This is a genomic window from Sphaerisporangium sp. NPDC005288, from assembly GCF_040607475.1.
Taxonomy (GTDB): Bacteria; Actinomycetota; Actinomycetes; order Streptosporangiales; family Streptosporangiaceae; genus Sphaerisporangium; species Sphaerisporangium rhizosphaerae.
Window position 1 is genome coordinate 179,691 of record NZ_JBEXGT010000001.1, and the last position, 18,486, is coordinate 198,176.

Sequence of the window (18,486 nt, forward strand, 5' to 3'; positions counted from 1 at the left end):
ACCGGCGGCCGGGCCTCGTCTCGTACCGCGAAGCGAAGGATGCGCGTATGACGACCAACGGCGGACCTTACTCCCCCACCGGCGACCCCGAGGTGGACGAGGTGCTGGAGGCGCTCGCGGCGCAGTCGGCGAGGTTCGAGGCGGTCGGGCGCCGGCTGTCGGAGACGCGCGGACGGGGCGAGGCCGAGGACGGCCGCGTGATCGTGGAGGCGCTTCCCGGCGGTTCCCTGGTGGCCCTGCGCATCGACCCGCGCGCCATGCGGCTCGGGTCCGAGGCGCTGGCCGAGGCGATCCTGGTGGCCGCCAGGCGAGCCGAGGCCGACGCCGCCGACCGGGCCGAGTCGCTGATGGCCCCCCTGGTCGCGGAGCCCCCGCCCGCGGGCGCTCTGCCGCACGACTGATCCCGGGGACGCGCGCCGCACTAGAGTGATCGCCGTGGAGGGGTGGGAGCCGGCGGGTGCGTTCGAAGAGGGCCTCGGCTCGGCGTTCGCGGCCGGAGACCTGGCCCTGTGCCTCGGCCTGCTCCGCCTGGCACAGCTCGCCCTGCCGGTCAGCCCGGCGGCCGCCGCCGGGCGCGAGCCGGTGGCCTGGCCCACCGCGTCGGACGCCGAGGGCACCTGGATCCTCGCCTACACCTCCGCGCGGGCCATGCGGTCCGGCATCGGCGAGGTCACCGCGCACCACCGCGTCGTCACGCTGCCCGAGCTGGCAGCGGGCTGGCCCGACCCGCGCTGGGGGCTGGCGGTCAACCCCGGGCTCCCCGTGCACTTCTTCCTGCGGTCCGGCACGGTGGCCAGGCTCGCCGTCCCCTCCCTGGCCGAGGAGCGCCTCGCCGACCCCGGCGCGGGCCTGCCGGTCGTGCAGAAGCCGCTGACGCCCCGCGACCTGTACGCGTACCTGGCCGAAGGGGAGACCCGGGTTTCGGGGTACTGCCACCGCGCGCTGGACGTAGCGCACATCGCGACCCCCGCCGTGCTGGCCGACGCGCTCGGCATGGCGGAGGTGGACGGGGTGCTCACCGACGAGGGGTCGGTGAACCTGCTGCGGTGGGCGGCCGTGGGGCTGAACCTCTACCGCACGCCCTACGGCGGCGTGGACGAGGAGAGCAGGGCGGCCGTGGAGGGCCTGTTCATCGAGGAGCCGCCGTTCGTCGGCCTCGGGCTGGCGCCGAACGTCGACCAGGTGATCCGCGAGTACAAGGTGGACGGCGTCGGCCTGCCGCACGGGGCCGAGATCTGGGAGCTGACCGACGCCGGGGTGCAGCACCGCCGCGCGGTGTACGACGGCGACCTGGAGCGCTGGCTGCTGGTCCAGGCCGCGCCGCCGACCGGCGCCCCTCCAGGCGAGGAGTGGGGCCTCCTCACTGAGGAGGAGAGCCTGCCCAGGGAGGAAGAAGGCCCGCCCGAGGAGGAGTGGAGCGCTCAGGGTGCTCCCGGCGCTCCCGGCGCTCCCCGTGGTCCCGGTGGTCCCCGTGGTCCCGGTGGTCCCGGCGAGGGGCGGTCGCGGTGAGGTGGCACGGCTACCGCGTCCGCTGGCGGGGTGAGGAGTACGAGGCCGCCCCCGACCCGCGTCCGGACGGGCTGTGGATGCGGCTGCGCGCCGCCGGGCCGGTGGACGGCTTCGAGCCGGTCGCTCCCGATCGTCACGTGCGGCCGGTGCCGGCGGGCGAGTGCGAGCGGGTCGTCTTCGTGACGACGGCCTGCCTGTGGCGCGGGGCGCCCTGCCAGGTGCGCGCCGAGCGCGAGGGCGAGCTGCTGGTCGAGTACACCGGAGGGCTGCTGCCGGTGGCGCGGGCGCTCGGGTTCGAGCGGGTCGAGCGAGGCGTGCACCGGGCCTGGGTGTCCCGGGACGAGGTCGCCGACCTTCATGAGCAGGCCGTTCTCCTGGACCTGTGACCTCAGCGGGGCGGGGGAACGCCGTGTCCGTTTTCTGGTGATACGGCAGACCGCAATACTCGCATAACCGGCAATGCGGAAGAAAAGCCGGATTCGACGCACAACGCTTGCCGAGTTAAATCCCGGAATGTCACAATGTCCGATCAAGCGACTGTTTCCCTGGAGTTAGGGCACGGTTACGGTGCCGTTAAGCACCTGGCACCGTGGGGACAGGTGCTCGGGGAGGTCATGTGGAGGGATTCGCCGGTGGGGACGCGGCCGAGATGCGGGCTTATGCCGAGGAGCTCCGCGCCGCCTTCATGCGCCTTCAGGAACAGGCGCCCGAGACGCACCGCAGGGCCCGCGCCGTACAGATCACGGAGAAGTCCGAGGACGGGCTGATCGCCGCCACCGTCGGAGCGCGCGGCGACCTCATCCGCCTCGACATCGACCCGCGCATCTACCGGCGGCCCGACTCCCGCGAGCTCGCCGACTCCATCACCGCGACGGTGCGGCGGGCCGCCGCGAAGGCGCAGGCGGAGGTCATCGAGCTGTTCGCGCCGCTGGTCCCCCGCGAGCAGATGAGAGCCCACCTCGACGGAGACCTCGACAGCGTGCTGGAGCAGATGGCCCAGCAGATGCTCGGAAGGCGGTGACCCGCGATGCCGGAGAACGTCGACGTCCACGCCCCCACCGCCGTCCAGGCGCTGGCCCAGTGGGACGCCGCCACCAGCGGCATCACCCGCGCGTTGAAGGAGGGCCAGGCGCGCATCCAGCGGCTCGTCGCGGCGGCGCCCTGGGGCGACGACTCCGCCGGCGCGTCCTTCCACACGGCCTACATCAAGGACGCCAGTCCCGAGATGCTCGCCCGCATCGGCGAGATGGTCATGCAGGACGTCGAGGAGGTGGGCGGCAAGGTCCGCACGGCCGTCGGTAACACGCGCCGCACGGACAAGGCCCAGGCCGGCACCACCCTGAGCATTTGACCCCGGCGACCGGACGGGAATGACGTGGCGCACGGCGGCAACCCCAACGTCAACCCCAACACCCCCGGCGGGCAGGCGTCCCCCGGCATCGGCGGCACCTCCTCCACCGACGTCACCCCCGCCTGGGGCGAGTCGCTCCCCGGCTGGGTGGACACCTTCATCGCCATGATCGCGGCGGGGCAGAGCTGGCCCAAGGCCAGCGAGAGCCTGCTGTGGGAGCTCGCCAAGGAGCACCAGGCGCTCGGCGGCGGGCTGCAGGAGTCGGTGGACCCCGGCATCGCCGCCGGCAGGGCCGTCCTTGCCGGATGGCAGGTTCCCGCCACTCCGCTGTACGTCGAGCAGGCCAACCAGGTACTCAAGGGCGACGGAGGCGTGCTGGGGCTGGCGCTCGCGCACCAGGCCAAGGCGCTGCAGGTCGACGACTTCGCGCGCGAGACGCAGTACTCCAAGATCTCGATCAACGTGGCCTTCTGGGTGGGGGTCACGGCCGCCGCCATCGCGCTGCTCAGCATGGGCGCCGGCGTGCCGCTGCTCGGCCCGATCGCCGCCTCCACCCGCGCGGCCATCTGGCGGATCCTCCAGCGGCTCGCGGCGGTCGCCGGGCGCGACCTCGGCGCCGGCGTCACCGCGCGGCTCGCGGCGGGCCGGCTGGCCCAGACCGGCGCCCACAGCCTCGCCCGCACGATGCTCGCCAGCCACCTCGGACGGGAGATCATCGAGGAGATCGGCGAAGAGGTCTTCATCGACGCCTACAGCCAGCACAAGCAGATGGAGATGGGCACCCGCACGAGCTGGGACTGGAGCAAGACCTCCGCCTCGGCGATCGGCGCGGGCGGCGGCGCGGTGGCCGGCATGAAGGTGGCCGCCCCGCTGCTGTCGCGGTACGGCGGGCGCGTCCCGGTGCTCAACCGGCTGGACGACCTGGCGCGCAACGGGTCGGGAGCCTCCAGCAGGCTGGCCGGGTTCGGGCGCGACGCCATGCAGACCGGGCTGAACAACATGGTCGCCTCGCCCGCCGGCAGCTTCCTGGCCAACGGGGTGGTCTACAACGAGTGGAACCCGCTCACCGCGCTCGGCCCCGACGCCCTCGCGGGCGCGTTCATGGGCGGCGCCGGCCGCACGCGGACGATCAGCCCGTTCAACCCCGACGTCTTCCACGCGGTCACCCACCCAGCGCAGACCCTGCACGCCGCCACCACGGCCGACGCCCAGGCCCGCGCCACCACCCTCTCCAGCACCGGCCCGGCGACCAATCCCTCCCCCGCCCCCGCCGCCGCCCCGCCCTCCGTCTCGAACCCCGCTGCCTCCAACCCCGCTGCCTCCAACCCTGCGTCCTCCGGCCCCGCGGCCTCCTCCAACTCCGGCCCCGCAGGCCCCTCCAGCACCGGCACCGGCACCGGCCAGCCCCTCACGGGATCCTCCGGCCAGAGCCCCGCACCCCCCGGCGGCGCCGCCCCTCCGGCCACCCTCTCCACCGGCAACCCCCCTCCGTCCGGCACAGCCCAGCCCACCCAGACCAGCGGCACCGGCCAATCCGCCCAAACCGCAGGGACGGGCCAGCCTGCCCAAACCGGAGGAACAGGCCAGGCCACACAGTCCGGCGGCACGGGCCAGCCCAACCAGACCGGAGGGACGGGCCAGCCTGCCCAGACCGGGGGCACCGGTCACTCCACCCAGAGCAGCGCCGCAAGCCAGTCCAACCAGACCGGACCAGGCGGCCCCCCGCCACCCGGCACCGGCACCGGACAGACCGCGTCCTCGGGCGGCTCCACGGGGCAGTCCGCCGCCAACCCCGCTCCGTCCGGAGATCCGTCCGGGAGCGGCTCCACCTCGACCTCCACGACCGGCGGCCCCGCGGCTCCGGGCACCGACCCGGCCGGCACCGGCACCGGCACGCCCGGAACCGGCCCCACCGGTGCCGGAGGTGGGCAGTCGTCCACGTCTACGGGTGCTCCGTCCGGCGGTGGGCCGGCCACCTCGGCGCCCTCGCCTCAGGGGCCCGATCCCCATGCCCAGGCGTCCCCCCAGCAGGCGCCCCCGCCCACCACGGCCGCGCCGTCCGGCACGACACCACCCGGCGCGGGGACGAGCGCCGCCGGCCCCGTCCCCGGCGGTCCGAACGCTTCCGGACCCGCCCCCGGCGCCCCGAACGTCACCGGTCCCGGCACCCCGAACGCGTCCGCCCCGGTCCCCGGCACCCCGAACGCGTCGGCGCCGCAGGGGTCACCGTCGCCCGCTCCGGCGGGAACGGGCGTGCCCGCGACCTCGGGCGCCACCCCGGCCGCAGGAGTGGCCCCGGCCACGGGGGTGGTCCCGGCCACGGGGGTGGTTCCGGCGGGCGGCCCGGGTCCGGTCGTGGCCGCCGCTGGTCCGGCGCCGCTGTTCATGCCGGGCATGCCCTCCGTCCAGGTGACACCCGCGGCAACGCCTTCCCAGGTCACCCCTTCCGGAATCCCGCTCCGGACGACCCCCGCCGGGACGGCTGCCCAGGCCGCGGCCGGCGGGGCCCCGTCCGTGCAGACGACCTCCGCCGGGACTCCTCCACAGGTCGCGCCGGGCGCGGCCCCGTCCGTGCAGACCACGCCCGCCGGGACGCCTCCCCAGGTCGGGGCGGGTGGGGTGCCGCCCGTCTCGGGCGGGGGCACTTCCGCCGCCGGCGCCGCCTCTCCCGACCCGGCGCACACCGTCACCGCCGTGCTCAGCGACATGCTCCCGCTGGTCGACCCGGACGCGCTGCCGCTCGACGACGGTTCCCTCCGGGTGACGGGCCCCGACGGGCGACCCCACCTGGTCCGCGCCGATGCCGTCCGCCGCATCACCCGGAATCTGGGCGTGCGGGTCATGGACGGCGTCCAGGACCAGCGGCTGCGGGCCGAGGCGGCGGCCCGGCTCGGCGCGGCCATATCGCGGTCCGCCGGCCTGCCGCCGATGGCGGGCTCGCTGAACGCGCTCGGCCGGCTCGCCGACGCCTCCCCCGGCGCGCTGGACGTCCTCGCCGACGTGGCCCGCGAGGTCGTCGGCGACCGCTGGGGCCGTCTGCGCGCCTCCGACCTCACCGAGGCCGCGCACCGGGTGGTGAAGGAGGCGAACGGCGGCCTGCCGGAGGAGTCGTCGGACTACGACGTGATGCGCACCGGTCCGCTGGACGAGCAGCGGAAGGTCGTCTCCGAGCGCGCCGCGACCCTCGCCGACGACCTCGCCGCCCCAGCCGCCGCCACCGCCGCGCAGACCACCTCCACGGGGACAGGTGCGGGCACCGGCACGACCACGCAGGCCGGGCCGAACGCGACCGCGCAGGCCGGGCCGAACGCGGACCTGGGGCAGGTCGTCCCGGGCGGCGGGGAGACGCGGCCCGCGCAAGGGGTCGTCCGGCGGTTCCTGGGGGCCGCGCTGAACCCGTTCTCATCGAGGGGCGGGGCTCTGGCACCGGACGTGGAGGCGCGGTACGCGGAGTACCGGCACCTGGCCGAGCGCTGGTCGCACGCCGCGCCCGATCAGCGAGACCACTACGAACGCCAGATCAGGACGCTCATCACCCGGCTGTCGGACCAAGGACGCCCCGCGCCGGTGCCGCCGTGGGACACCGGCCGCGTCCACACCGTCGTCCCCACCACGATCGCCCAGACCCAGCCGGTCCAGGCGACCCTGACCCAAGCGACCCCGGCCCAGGGGACGCAGACTCAGGGGACGCCGGCGGGGAGCCAAGGCCAGGGGGCCCTGTCTCAGGGAAACCCGGCTCAGGGAACCCAGGCGCAGGGGACGCAGCCCTCGGCAACCTCGGCCCAGGGAACCCAAGCGCAGGGGACGCAGCCCTCGGCAACCCCGGCTCGGGGGACGCAGGCGGGGGTGGCGCTGCCGGGGCCGCTGGTCGAACTGGTGGAGCGGGTCGAGCGGGTGCGCGAGTCGCTTCGGCAGGTGGAGGACGGGCAGCGGGCGCGGGAGGCCGCGAACCGGAAGAGGGCCGATGACGCCGCCGAGCGGGCCGGCACGGCCCGCGACAACGCGGAGAAGGCCGACGCCGAGGAGGACGCCTGGCACGTCGACCGGGCACGCGACGCCCGCTCCACCAAGCGACTGGAGGAGATCGCCGCCGAGCACTACGGCCGCATCGCCGACGCCTACGGCGAGGCCGCCGTCCGGGCGCAGGAGGTGGCCGCCGCCTACGCGAGGGTGGCGGAGACGCTGGAGCGGCTCGCCGCGACCCAGACGTCGGCCTCCCCGGCCCAGACATCGACCTCCCCGGCCCAGATATCGGCCACTCCGGCCCAGACATCGGCCTCTCCAACCCACGCGTCGAGCTCTCCCGCTCAGACGTCGGCCTCTTCCGCACAGGCGTCGGCCTCTCCAACCCACGCGTCGGCTTCTCCCGCACAGGCGTCGACCTCTCCCGCACAGGCGTCGGCCTCTTCCGTTTCTGAGCTGGTCGCGCGGGTCGCGGAGCAGGTCCGGGAGGCCGACGCCGCGTTCGAGCGCTACCGGGAGGCGGTGAAGGCCGCCCGGCCTCCGGACGCCGTGCTGCCGGTGGGCATCCCGAGCGGCCGGCTGCCGTACCTGACGCGGCTGACGAACGCGGTGAACCAGGTGCTCGCCGACCGGGGCGTCGACGAGAGGGTCCGCCCTGCCGAGCTGGTGTGGACGCTGCGCGCGGACTTCCAGCAGCTCGCCTCGCCCGACGGCGTGGTGCTGCGCGTCGGGCACGGGACGGCGGGCGAGGTGCGGATCCGTCTGGAGATGGGCGAGCCGGTCGAGGTGCCCGACCCCGGCCGCGTGTCCTCGGAGATGATGCAGGGCCTGCTGCCCCAGGGCGGGAGCTGGATGGCGGCGACCGTGGTGCGCATGCTCAGCGCGTCCTTCGGCCTGAACCTGGCGACGGTCGCCGCGCTGGCGACGCCCGGCGGCGGGCTGGTGGGCCTGCTCGGCGGCCTGGCCAAGTACGTCGGGCTGAGCGTGCGCCACAACGTCGGCCGCTCCTCCAGCACGACGGGGTCGCACACCGAGTACGTCCTGCCCGGTCAGGTCGCCGACAACCGGGGCGACGCCACGCTGTTCCACGTACCGGTGGCCTACACGGTCGACGCGCGCGTCCCGGGCGGTCGCGGCGGGAGCCCGGAATGGACGGCGGCGGCCCGGGTCACCGAGGGCGCGGGCAACGACAAGACCGGCCTTGACCTGTGGCTGTCGCACGCCCACACCGAGCACCCGCCCGACGCGCCGTTCAGGTTGCCCGAAGACCAGGTAGGCGACGCCCGGTTCCCCCGGTACGTCCCCCTGCACACCGAGGGTCTGGAGGGGCTGGCCGACCAGGCGGTGGCCACGGAGGGCACGGACGGCAGGCCGCTGCGGCGCGCGACCCGCGACCAGGTGCGCGCGATCATCACCCAGGAGCTCCCGGGCCATCTCACCGAGGCGGTCGACGACGAGCAGGGGTTCGTCCGGATCATCACCGACGGCGGGCGCAGCGGCGTGCTGCGCGTGAGGTCGCGGGTGGTGTCGGAGTCGATGGCGTCCCGCCCGGGATGGAAGCAGTTCCAGGAGTGGCTCGGCGTCAGCTTCTCCGGCGCCACCGGCGCCATGTCGGCCGGTCGTTCTTCGGGGCTCGGCACGACCGGAGGCGTCGGGCTCACCGACGACACCGCCCCCTCGAACGGGTGGCACGGCCTGGGAGTGCGGCTGAACGCCGGCTTCCGGCGGGCGTGGTCGCGCTCGGACGGCGTGTCGGCCGGCGGGGTGTCCATCTACCCGCTCGTGCGCCGCTGGATGGGGCGCACCAACCTGCAGGACGTGACGCTGCACCACGACGTCACGGTCTACTTCTTCGACGAGGGCGGCCCCCGGCCGGAGGTCTCCGGCGACACGCGGATGCTGCTGCAGGTGCCCGAGCCGGACGCGGGCCGCGCGGGGTGGGCGGTCGACGCGGACGCCCCGTCCAGGGACGAGGCGGGCGAGCAGCGCGCGAACGCCGACGGCTCGCCGAGGTTCCGCGACGACCCCGATCCCGCGCCGCCGCCGGGCCGGACCACCGACGCGCCGGTCTGGATGGGGAGCAACGCGGACCAGATGCGCGGCGCCGGTCCGTCCACGGTGTACCTGGACGCGGTCGAGGTGCACCGCAGGCGCGAGGAGGTCATGAGGAACCTGCGCGCGGCCGGCCTGCTGCCCGGGATCGGGCCGGACGGGCTGCCCAAGCCGTCGTTGGACCCTCTGGAGCGGGACGCCCAGCTCGCCAACCTGCGCGAGGTGACCGAGCAGTTCTCGGTGAACGCCCTGCAGACCCGCATCGACCAGGCCGCACAGAACGGCGTCCACCTGGACCTGGTGCGCGCGAGCCTAGGGGAGAGCATCCGGCACTACACGCTGCGGGTGAGCCTGGTGGACACCGGCCGCTCGGACTACGCGGGGTGGTCCGAGGCCGAGGGCCACGTGGCGCTGAACATCAGCTCCAACACCACCGTGCGGTCGAGGAGCAGGTCCAAGACTTGGATCGCCTCCCTGTCCTTCGCCTTCAAGCCGCTGGTCAAGCTGGCCGCGAAGCTCGGCAAGCACTGGACCGGCGCCGAGTTCGGCTGGGAGGGCGGCATGAGCCGCTCCACCGGCTGGGGCTCCGGCTACACCCTGAACGAGGTGACGCTGATCGAGGGAACGCCCGTGGCGGAGTTCCGGCGCGCCTACACGATGCGGGCCGACCTGGTGGAGAAGGGGCGGACCCGCTCGCTGCTGTCGCCGGAGTCGCTGGCCGCGCCGGTGTCCGCGCGGATGCTGGTGCCGGTCGACCTGCTCGCCCAGCGGCAGGCGGTGACCAGCCCGGTGGCGCCGCACCCGACCACCCCGGAGCTCATCCGGCGCTCGATCCTGCTGAACATGGACCTGCGCGACGTCCTGCCCGCGATGCTCAACGTCGTCCCTGAGGCGGCGCGCGCGGACGCGGAGACCCGGCACATGCTGGCGGCGCTGGCCAACGTCCGCACGATCATCTCCGACACCTCGTGGCTGGGCGGCGAGCAGCGCGCCGACTTCCTCGTGCGGGCGGAGGGCGCCCGCCCGCGGCGCGGCTGGGTGGCCGTGCGCGTGGAGCTGGGCGAGTCGGAGTGGGTGGCGGTCAACAACCTGACCACCGCCGACATCCACCTCGCGCTGAGCAGCACCTCGGCGAACTCCGGCGGCTCCCACAGCAACGCGGTGAACGCCTCGGCCGGCGCGGCGGGGCGCCTGGCGGCCGATCTGGGCGGCGGCGTCAACGGGTCGGCGACCAGGAACGCCGGTCACTCCACCGGCCGCACCCTCATCGCCGGCGACGAGCCGATCATCGTGGACACCGGCAAGCAGTACGGCTACCGCGTCCCGGTGACGGTCTACGTGACCGGGGGCATGGAGGGCTCGGAGACGCGACCGCCCGAGGTGGTCCCGAACGGCAGCATCATGTACGACCTGCCGGAACAGGACGCCCTCACGCTGTACGGGCACGGCGAGATGCCGCTGCCGCTGCACGCGGTGGCCGACGCGATGGAGCGCTTCCTCAACGGCCACCTGAAGTTCGACGCGCCCATGGCGATGCGGCTGGCCCGTCAGTACGTCAAGGACCGGCAGGCCGCTCTGGCCGACCCGAACCCGCCGGACATCCCGCTGCTGGCCAAGCACACCCCCGAGGCGCTGTTCGAGGGCATCAGCGCCCGCCTGCTCAAGGAGCTGAACAAGCCGGCCGCGGACCTCGACGATCTGCTCGACCCGGCGCGCACCGCCCAGAAGGTCAAGGTGGCGATGCCCGCGTACTCCCGCGACCGGCTGGGCACGACGGCCGTCCAGTCGATCAGGCTGCGCACGGCCGACGGCCGTGCGGTGGAGATGCTGGACGCGGTGGTCGACCAGGTCCTTGCCGCGGTCCCGGACGCCCGGCTCACCGACCCGGTGATGATCCGCGCCCTGGTCGGCATGTTCGCCGGCGACAACTGGTGGGGCACCATCGAGAACCAGTTGTCGCCGCACGGCTTCGAGTGGGAGATGCCGGTGCGAGTCGGCCGGCACAAGACCAAGCTGGTGCGAATCACCCTGCGGAGCGGGTTCGACGGCGACACGGTCGAGCGCGAGGGGCGCAACGACGCCAAGGTCTTCATCCGCCAGAAGTACGGCTACGAGAGCGTCGAGGAGTCGGCCTCGGCCGGATCGTCGTTCGGCGCCGGCGTGAACGGCGGCGTGTCGGGAGGCGGCAACGGCGGGAAGGCGACGGCCGGCAGCCATCGCGGCCACACGCGGTCCACCTCAAGGGGCGTGCAGCTCACCCAGCTGTACGGCGTGGCCTCCTTCGACGGCGGCGACCTGGTCAGCCACCCCGTGACCGTCGCCGTCAGCGCGAAAGTGGTGCCGATGCCCCCCGGGCGGTCCGGCAACCGGCTGACCCAGCCGGTGCGCTCGTTGTTCCAGCGCACCGGAAGCGCGGTGTACCGGGGCGTCGCGCGGGGCGCGCGAGCGGTGGCCGGAGTGCTGCCCTGGGTGCGTCCGGTGGCGCCGATCCTGGCCGATCCCGCGCCGCTGGTGCTGACGGGCACGGCCGTGCGTCTGGTGGAGGACGGCCTCACCGTTCCGGCCGACCAGGTGCCGGCGCCGACGCCGCGCGTCCCCGACCCGCGCCCGCTGGAGCTGCCGGAGGCGATCTTCCCGGTGGAGACGGTCACCGACGGGCTCATCGACGCGGTGCGCGCCCGGCTCGCGCGCCCGGACCTGCTCGGGCCGGTGGGCGTGCAGGAGCAGTGGACCCGCATCGCCCACGCGCTGTCGCGGATGGCGCTGAACGCCAACCTGGAGTTGATCACCTCACCCGACGGCCACCCCGTCCTGCGCGTCCCCCTGCACGGGAACAAGGTGGTGGACGTGTGGATCCACGCCACGCCCTCCGAGGAGGAGATGGTCGTCGGCGAGCGGGAGAATCTCGAGAACCGCCAGGTCAAGCGTCGCCAGGAGACGTACGGGACGGCCTCGGAGCGCAATCGTCTGTCGCCGGCGAGCCGCGGCGTGGAGGGCGCGCAGGACGGCTGGGGCACCGGCCAAGGCGTGTCCACCGGCGACCAGGCGGGCCAGCGGGTCTCCTCCTCCGGCGGCGCGCGCAAGGAGAAGAGCGGCTTCGAGAAGGGCCCGGCGGTGACGCTGAGCACCCGCCTGGACCTGGCGGTGTCCTTCAGGGTGTCCACCGTGCGGAACGACGGCGGCGAGCGCCCGGGCAGGGTGGTCGAGCTGCCCGGGTCGGTCACCGGGCACGCCGTGGTGATGATGGCCACCCGCGACTACGAGGCCATGCTGCGACGCCGGCGGCACGAGCCGGGCAGAGGCTGGTCGTTCGACGAGGACGGCTCCTCCGCCGAGCGCCGTCCGCGCCGGCGGCGCCCGCTCGCCGGACGCCCGCCGTGGGCCTCCGCCGGGCGGGGACCCGCGACGCTGGACCAGGTGGTGGACGCGGCGCGGAGCCGGCCGGAGTTCGCCACCGCCCCGGTCCACGCGGTGGCCGAGGAACTGCGCGGGCGCCTGCCGCATCCCGGCTCGGGCGAGACGCTGACCCTCAGCACCTCCGCGCGACCGGCCGACCTGCCCATCCCACTCGCCTGGGCGCGGCTGCTCGCCCGCGAGCTGCGCGTCGACGTGCGCATCGACGTGCAGGAGCCCGGCGGACTGGTCCGCGGGTACACGGCCGACACGAGGGGCCGGCTGGCCGGCGACATCCCCGACGGCGGGTTCGCGGCGGCGCTCGCCGCGCTGCCGACCGAGGTGGCCGCCACGGCGGTGGCCCACGGGCTGGACCTGCGCCCGCTGTTCAACCGGACCGCCGTGCGCGGCGACTTCGCCGAACAGGTCACCGCCGAGCTCGAAACCCTCGGGGCGAGCGTGCCCCAGCGGCCCGCGCCGATCTTCCCGCGCCCGCTGTGGGGTCCGGGCCCGGAGGAGAGCGCCAACACCATGCTGGGCAGCCTGGGCGTCCGCGCCCCGGTGGAGCCGGGGTCGGGCTTCGTCAGGGGCAGGGCGCCGGAGTCCGGGCCGCTCGACGAGGCCGAACTGCGCACCGCCTGGCAGGATGTCCAGGCCGACGACCTCGGCGTGGACGTCCGCGCCTCGGCGTGGCCGGACGGCGACCCGGTGCTGACCGTCACCACCGGGGGGCCGCTCGGCGAGGTGCGCTTCCGCCCCGAGGTGGCCGGGGTCCCGGCCGACCGGATGGCGAGCACGGACCTGGACTCCGGCTCCCCGTACGTCGTGCGCATCGACCCTGACACCCCGGCCCACCTGGTCGCGCGGACGCTGGTCCACGAGGTGGGCCACGCGATCCGCGAGCTGGCCGCGCGCGCGGGCGGCGCCCCGCAGGGCGTGCTGCGGCCGTCCCTGGCCGCGGCGAGCCCGGCGGGCGCGCCCGTGCCGACGACCGACGCGTGCGCCGAGGCGCGGGTGGACGAGTACCGCTACCTTTCGCGCAAGTGGACGCAGGCTCCGGCGGACCGGCGGCCGGGGCTGCGCGCGCAGATCGAGGGGCTGGCCCGGCTGGTGGAGGGCCGCGGGCTCACTCCCCCGCCGCCGCCGTGGTCGGGCCCCCCGCCGTCGGTGCCGCGCCAGCGGCCGAGCATCGGCAGCCTGCTCAACGCGTCCACGCCCCCCGGTCCCGCCGCCGGCCCACCGCCCGCGGCCACCGGCCCCGCCAATGCCCCGGCGAACGGCACCACCGGACCGCTTCCCGCCGCGAACGCCACCACCGGAGCACCACCCACCGCGAACGCGACCAGTGGAGCACCACCCGCCGGTAGCGCGACCTCTGGAGCGCCCTCCATGGGGAGCGGCGCCACCGCAGGCCCTTCCGCGGGGAACGGCACCACCGCAGGGCCTCCCGCAGGAAACGGGACCGCCGCGACGCCTTCCGCGGGCAACGGGGCGGGGAACGGCCCGGCGGGCGGCGGGACACCGGCGGCGGGCGAGTCGCGACACGAGTTCTGGGCGCGGATGCGGCGGATGAGCAACACCACCGGCTGGATCCCGCCGGAGGAGGACTCCCTTCGGCGACCGGCACCGACGCCGTCGGGCCCGGCCTCGGCCTCGGCCCCGCCACGGCCGCCGTCGCCGTTCGGCTCGCCCTCCGAACTGGGCGAACCGGTGGGGCGGCCGGTGAGGGTACGGCACGACGACACTCTGACGACCATCGCGCGCCGCTGGCTCGGGCCGGGCGCCACCGACGGCGAGGTGGCGCGGGCCGCACGGGACTGGTACCAGGCGAACCGGGACCTGATCGGGGACGACCCCGACCTGCTGACGCCCGGGCAGACGCTGACGCCGCCGAAGCGAGGAAGCACGGTATGACGCTCCCAGTGGCCCGCACCAGGGACGAGGCCCACCTGTACCTGGACCTGCACCCGTGCGAGCGGTGCGGGTCGGTCGAGACGACGTGGGAGCACGCGCTGGTCGCCGCGCCGGAGGGCCTGGCGGCGCGCTACGCCGGCGCGTGCGCGGGCTGCGGCGCCGAGCGACGGCACGTGTTCGGGCTGCCGGAGCGCGAGGTGGGCGCCGGGCCGTTCCCCACGTTCGGCGGCCCCGAGCCCTCGCAGCTCCTGGACGCCGGCGAGTGGCTGTGGGTGGCCGACCTGACGGCGGGCAATGTCCCGGCCGATGACCCCGACGCGGCGCGGCAGGCGCTCGCCATCGCGGTGGCGGCGGTCGAGGAGGTGGTGAAGTTCGTGCCGCCGGGCGAGGATCAGGTGCCCGAGCGGGCGTTCTGGACCGACCTCGGCCGGCAGGTGCGCGGCGCGGAGCCCGGCCGGTTCCAGGTGGACCGCCTGCTCGTGGTGCGCGACGCCTACCGCCGCCTCGCCGGGTGACGACAGGACGACCGCCGCCGGCACCGGCCCCGCTGCCGATATGGTCGAAGGCTCCGGGCCGGCCGCAGAGGAAGGGACTGCATGTCACCGCTTCGCGCCAGAACGCTCACCGAGGCGCACCTCTACATCACGCTCACCGCGAGCCGGGACGACCCCGGCCGCGCCGCCGAGCCCGAGCGCGACTACGAGGCCCACACGACGCTGACCGAGGGCCAGGACGGGTGGACGTTGCGGTTCGACGGGCAGGCGCTCGGCCTGGCACTGGGCGTCGAGGTCGTGGTGCCGTACGAGGCGGAGGCCGAGGCCCGCCGCGACCGGCTGCGTTTCGGGTCCGGGCGCTCAGAGCTGATCGACGCCGGCCAGTGGCGGGTGCTCGGCGCCGCCTACGCGCGGCGGGCCATGCGCGAGGACCTGCTGTTCGCCGCCACCCCCGATGACCCTGAACGCTTCCAGGGCGTGGTGCGCGCATGGGAGTGGGCCCGCGACGCGACCGCCGAGGTAGCCAGGTTCCTGCCTCCGGGCGCCGCCGAAGTGCCCGCCTCGGCGTTCTGGACCGGCCACGGCGCGGCGATCCACCGCGAGGCGCCGCAGCGCTTCACCCGCGCGTCCCTGGAGGGCGACATCGCCGCCTACCAGGAGACCCTGGACGACTTCATCGTGACCAACACCGGCCGCGACGCCTGACGCTCACGACGACAGGCTCACCGGTTCGGGCAGGGGGAACAGGCCGACGAACCGTTCGGCCAGGTCTTCGCGGCCGTCGAGTGCGAGGTCTCGGGCGCGGAGCGCGTCGGCGAGCGTGCGTTCCCCGCGCAGCCGACGTGAAGAGGACGATGACCGAGAAGATCCTCGCCGCGATCAGCGACGCCTACGACGGTCTGGCCAACACCAAGGAGACCCTCCTGCTGATGAACCACTACCCGCTGGAGAACGCGGGATGGGGCGGCAAGCTCCACTCCGACAACCCCGAGATCGTCCAGGCCGTGGCACAGCTCAACGGGTAACCCGCGAGGCGACGGAAGGGGTGTGCGCCACGGGCCGGCACACTTCTTCCACCCCGGGCACGCGGCTCAAGGGCGCGGTCAGGCCGGTTTGATCGAGCGGGTGCCGTGGATGAGGAGCTTGGTGACCCATGTCTCCCAGTCGGCCGGGACGGGGTTGGCCCCCGGGTCCTGCTCCAGGTTGCCGACGATGCTGTAGGTCGCCGAGCCGGTCATCCGGGCGGCGAAGCTCCCCCAGCGCCCGCCCGGGAGGAAGGGCACCAGCGCGACCGAGTCGGCGGCGGCGTCGAAGGCGAGGTTCGCCACGAACGCCTGGCCGAACTCGACGGCGTTGGTGCGCAGCGACAGCACGTCGCGGCCGTCGGCGTCCTTGCGCACTCCCGAGGCGGCGTAGATGCCGGCCTGGATCACCTGCTGGCCCCCGGCGTAGGCGACGCTGTCGATCGTGTAGTAGAAGGCGTTCTGGACGATCTTGGAGACGCCGATGTTGAAGATCTTCAGCTGGCTGCGGGCCAGCGAGGTGAAGTACTTCTGCACCGCCTGCTCGGCGAACCTCGCCATCCCCGCGGTCGGCCAGGCGTACATGGTGGTGAACAGCATGTTCGCCCACGCCTGCACCGCCATGACGACCAGCAGGTGCCGCGTGGTGTCGATGTACTGGGCGTAGGCGCGGCACGCCGCGGCGGCCCGGCGGCAGTAGTCCGCGACGTCGGGCGGGTACCCGGAGAAACCGTCCGGCCGGAAGGCGGTCAGCGGCGTCGGCGAGCCCTGCCACATGGACCTGAACGCCTCGACGCCCGGCCCGGAGTTGCCGGTCCACACCTGCCTGGCCGCCTCGTCGGCGGCGATGATCCCGTCGTCGATGCTCTTGGCCAGCCCCTCCAGGGTGCCGGCGGCGGTCCGCAGGCCGTCGGGGTCGCCCTCGGGCCACTGGACGCCCAGCATCGCCGAGACGAACGCCCCGTGCGCCGCCGTGGCGACGGTGAGGGTGGTGCCGGCGGGATGCTTTCCGGCCGTCCTGCCGAAGGCCGCCAGCGGCGCTCTGAGCATGGCGAAGGACGGGCTCACCTCACCTCCGCCTTGGTGACCGGGACGGCGAACCCCTGGGCGTCGACCGCCTGCGCGAGCCGGCCCACGGTGGCCCAGTCGGCGGTCTCGAGGTTGGCCCCGGCCTGCGCGAGGTTGTCGCCGATGCGGTCGTAGGCGGCCGTGATGTTCCCGCAGTGCCGCACGATCTCCTCGGTGGCCGCCCGGAAGCCCTTGCGCCCCTCGGCGCCCTCGTAGAAGACGTGGCCGTGCTCGTCGTCGCCCCAGAAGTGGCCGAGCCCCGAGAGTGCGGCCATCGCGGCCTTGAGCGCGGTGCCCAGGTGGTCGCGCTGGAGGTGGAAGTCGTCCTGGCGCCGGGTCAGGACGGCCGGCGCGACGTCCGTCACGACGCCCGGCCGGCCGTCTCCGTACACGTCCGTTCCCGCCACCGGCGCCTCCGCATCCTGTGATCACCCGACCTCCCAGAATGGTAGAAAAGCCGGGTTTCGCCATATTTGCAGAAGCCGATCTTCCCGGATGTCGCCGAAGTGAGCACCACGACACACCGTGGAAATCGCCCTCGCGCGGCGCACCGGCCGCGCCGCGAACCACCGGCTCCGCGACCTGGGCGAGTCAGTGCGGAATGGCGCGGCGGCGGCCGTCAGTAGCCGCGGTAGCCCGTGCCGTTCTTCGTGCCGACCACTCCGGGGACGTTGGAGACCGATCCGTACCGCTCGATGGCGTACCGCACGCCGGCGATGATGTTGTCCACCGGGTTGTAGATGTCGCGGTGCCCGGGAAGCGACCACCGGTCGAAGGTCGGGTCGATGGTCTGCATCAGGCCTTTGGACGGAGTGCCCGCCGCCGCGTTGGAGTCCCAGTTGTTGATCGCGTTCGGGTTGCCGCCCGACTCGTGCTGAATGATCATCCAGATGTCGCTCGGGTTCATCTTGTCCACGGGGTAGCCGGCGGCCCGCAGGATCTCGATCGCCTGCTGGATCCACTCGGCCACCTGGCCCTTGGGCGCGGGCCCGCCCCCCGGCGGCGGCGGGCCGCTGGAACCGTACCCGCCGAACCCCCCGCTCCCGCCCCCGGAGTCGCCGTAGGACCCGCGGCCGAAGTACTGGTCGTACTCGCTCTTCGGCACCGGTACCCACTCGGTGACGCGGCCGGGTCCCGGGACGAACGACTGGTCGCCGGCGGCGGGGATGTCGGCGAACGCGGGCGTCGCCTCCTTGAGGTGCTTGGCGATGTCGCCGTGCGCGGTGGTCAGCGCGCTCTCGGCCGTGCCGACGTAGGTTCGCGCCAGGGCGGTGTACTGCCCGGCCTCCTTGGTGATGCCCGCCTTGAGGTCGTCCTCGGTGGCGTGCGGGTTCAGCCGGCGGTACTCGGCGGTCCAGGCCAGCAGGTCGTCGCACGCGCCGTTGACGTTGCGCTTCGCGGTCTCCACCGCGCCCGCCACCGTGTCCAGGCAGTCGGCGCAGGACGCGAGCGCGCCGTGCAGGGAGTCGCCCGCGCGCCCGTACCGGGCCATGTAGGTCACGAACGCGTCGGCCGAGGCGCCCTTCCAGGCGGCGTCAACCTGGGACAGGGCCTTCCCGAGCGTGTTGAGCCGCTCGACGGTGTGGCCGCCCGCCGTGCGCCAGCGCTTGGCGAGCTCCCGGATCGCCGCCGGGTCGCCCTGCACCTTGCGCGCCAGCGCGGCCAGCTCCTGGCCGCCCGGCAACCCCGCCACGGCGTCGATGTCCGTCAACGTCGCGGG

12 protein-coding genes are annotated in these 18,486 nt (G+C 74.6%); 9 read left to right on the forward strand and 3 right to left on the reverse strand.

The window, feature by feature from the left end:
• Nucleotides 1–47 precede the first annotated feature (47 nt).
• The 9 genes from ABZU32_RS00770 (at nucleotide 48) to ABZU32_RS00810 (ending at nucleotide 15,701) form a co-directional block, all read left to right on the forward strand.
• A complete protein-coding gene (locus tag ABZU32_RS00770; protein WP_354834967.1) occupies nucleotides 48–401 on the forward strand; it encodes a YbaB/EbfC family nucleoid-associated protein in 354 nt (117 codons plus the stop codon).
• A 34-nt stretch (nucleotides 402–435) separates the two neighbouring features.
• The gene (locus ABZU32_RS00775) at nucleotides 436–1,509 is read left to right on the forward strand and encodes an SseB family protein (protein ID WP_354915290.1); all 1,074 of its coding nucleotides are present in this window, start codon (nucleotides 436–438) and stop codon (nucleotides 1,507–1,509) included.
• Nucleotides 1,506–1,895, forward strand: coding sequence for a hypothetical protein (locus tag ABZU32_RS00780; RefSeq protein WP_354915293.1), 390 nt, complete (start codon nucleotides 1,506–1,508; stop codon nucleotides 1,893–1,895). Before ABZU32_RS00775 ends, ABZU32_RS00780 begins: the two co-directional genes overlap by 4 nt.
• Before the next feature lie 230 nt (nucleotides 1,896–2,125).
• The gene (locus ABZU32_RS00785; RefSeq protein ID WP_354915296.1) at nucleotides 2,126–2,530 is read left to right on the forward strand and encodes a YbaB/EbfC family nucleoid-associated protein; all 405 of its coding nucleotides are present in this window, start codon (nucleotides 2,126–2,128) and stop codon (nucleotides 2,528–2,530) included.
• A 6-nt stretch (nucleotides 2,531–2,536) separates the two neighbouring features.
• Nucleotides 2,537–2,860 carry a hypothetical protein gene (locus tag ABZU32_RS00790; protein WP_354834975.1) on the forward strand — a complete coding sequence of 108 codons (324 nt, stop codon included), beginning with the start codon at nucleotides 2,537–2,539 and terminating at the stop codon, nucleotides 2,858–2,860.
• A 24-nt stretch (nucleotides 2,861–2,884) separates the two neighbouring features.
• A complete protein-coding gene (locus ABZU32_RS00795; protein ID WP_354915299.1) occupies nucleotides 2,885–14,182 on the forward strand; it encodes a hypothetical protein in 11,298 nt (3,765 codons plus the stop codon).
• Nucleotides 14,179–14,697, forward strand: coding sequence for a hypothetical protein (locus tag ABZU32_RS00800; protein WP_354915302.1), 519 nt, complete (start codon nucleotides 14,179–14,181; stop codon nucleotides 14,695–14,697). The genes ABZU32_RS00795 and ABZU32_RS00800 overlap by 4 nt, the downstream gene beginning before the upstream one ends.
• An 81-nt stretch (nucleotides 14,698–14,778) precedes the next feature.
• Entirely contained in the window at nucleotides 14,779–15,381 is a 603-nt protein-coding gene (locus tag ABZU32_RS00805; protein ID WP_354915305.1) for a hypothetical protein, read from the forward strand.
• A 149-nt stretch (nucleotides 15,382–15,530) separates the two neighbouring features.
• Complete coding sequence (locus ABZU32_RS00810) at nucleotides 15,531–15,701, forward strand: hypothetical protein (protein WP_354915308.1); 171 nt, start codon at nucleotides 15,531–15,533, stop codon at nucleotides 15,699–15,701.
• A gap of 78 nt (nucleotides 15,702–15,779) precedes the next feature.
• On the opposite strand, the gene ABZU32_RS00815 is transcribed toward ABZU32_RS00810, so the two are convergent.
• From ABZU32_RS00815 to ABZU32_RS00825, 3 genes are all read right to left on the reverse strand, one after another.
• Complete coding sequence (locus ABZU32_RS00815) at nucleotides 15,780–16,766, reverse strand: hypothetical protein (RefSeq protein ID WP_354915311.1); 987 nt, start codon at nucleotides 16,764–16,766, stop codon at nucleotides 15,780–15,782.
• On the reverse strand, nucleotides 16,763–17,173 hold the full coding sequence (locus ABZU32_RS00820) for a hypothetical protein (protein ID WP_354834989.1): 411 nt from the start codon (nucleotides 17,171–17,173) through the stop codon (nucleotides 16,763–16,765). The genes ABZU32_RS00815 and ABZU32_RS00820 overlap by 4 nt, the downstream gene beginning before the upstream one ends.
• A gap of 212 nt (nucleotides 17,174–17,385) precedes the next feature.
• Nucleotides 17,386–18,477 carry a transglycosylase SLT domain-containing protein gene (locus ABZU32_RS00825; RefSeq protein ID WP_354915314.1) on the reverse strand — a complete coding sequence of 364 codons (1,092 nt, stop codon included), beginning with the start codon at nucleotides 18,475–18,477 and terminating at the stop codon, nucleotides 17,386–17,388.
• Nucleotides 18,478–18,486: the final 9 nt, after the last annotated feature.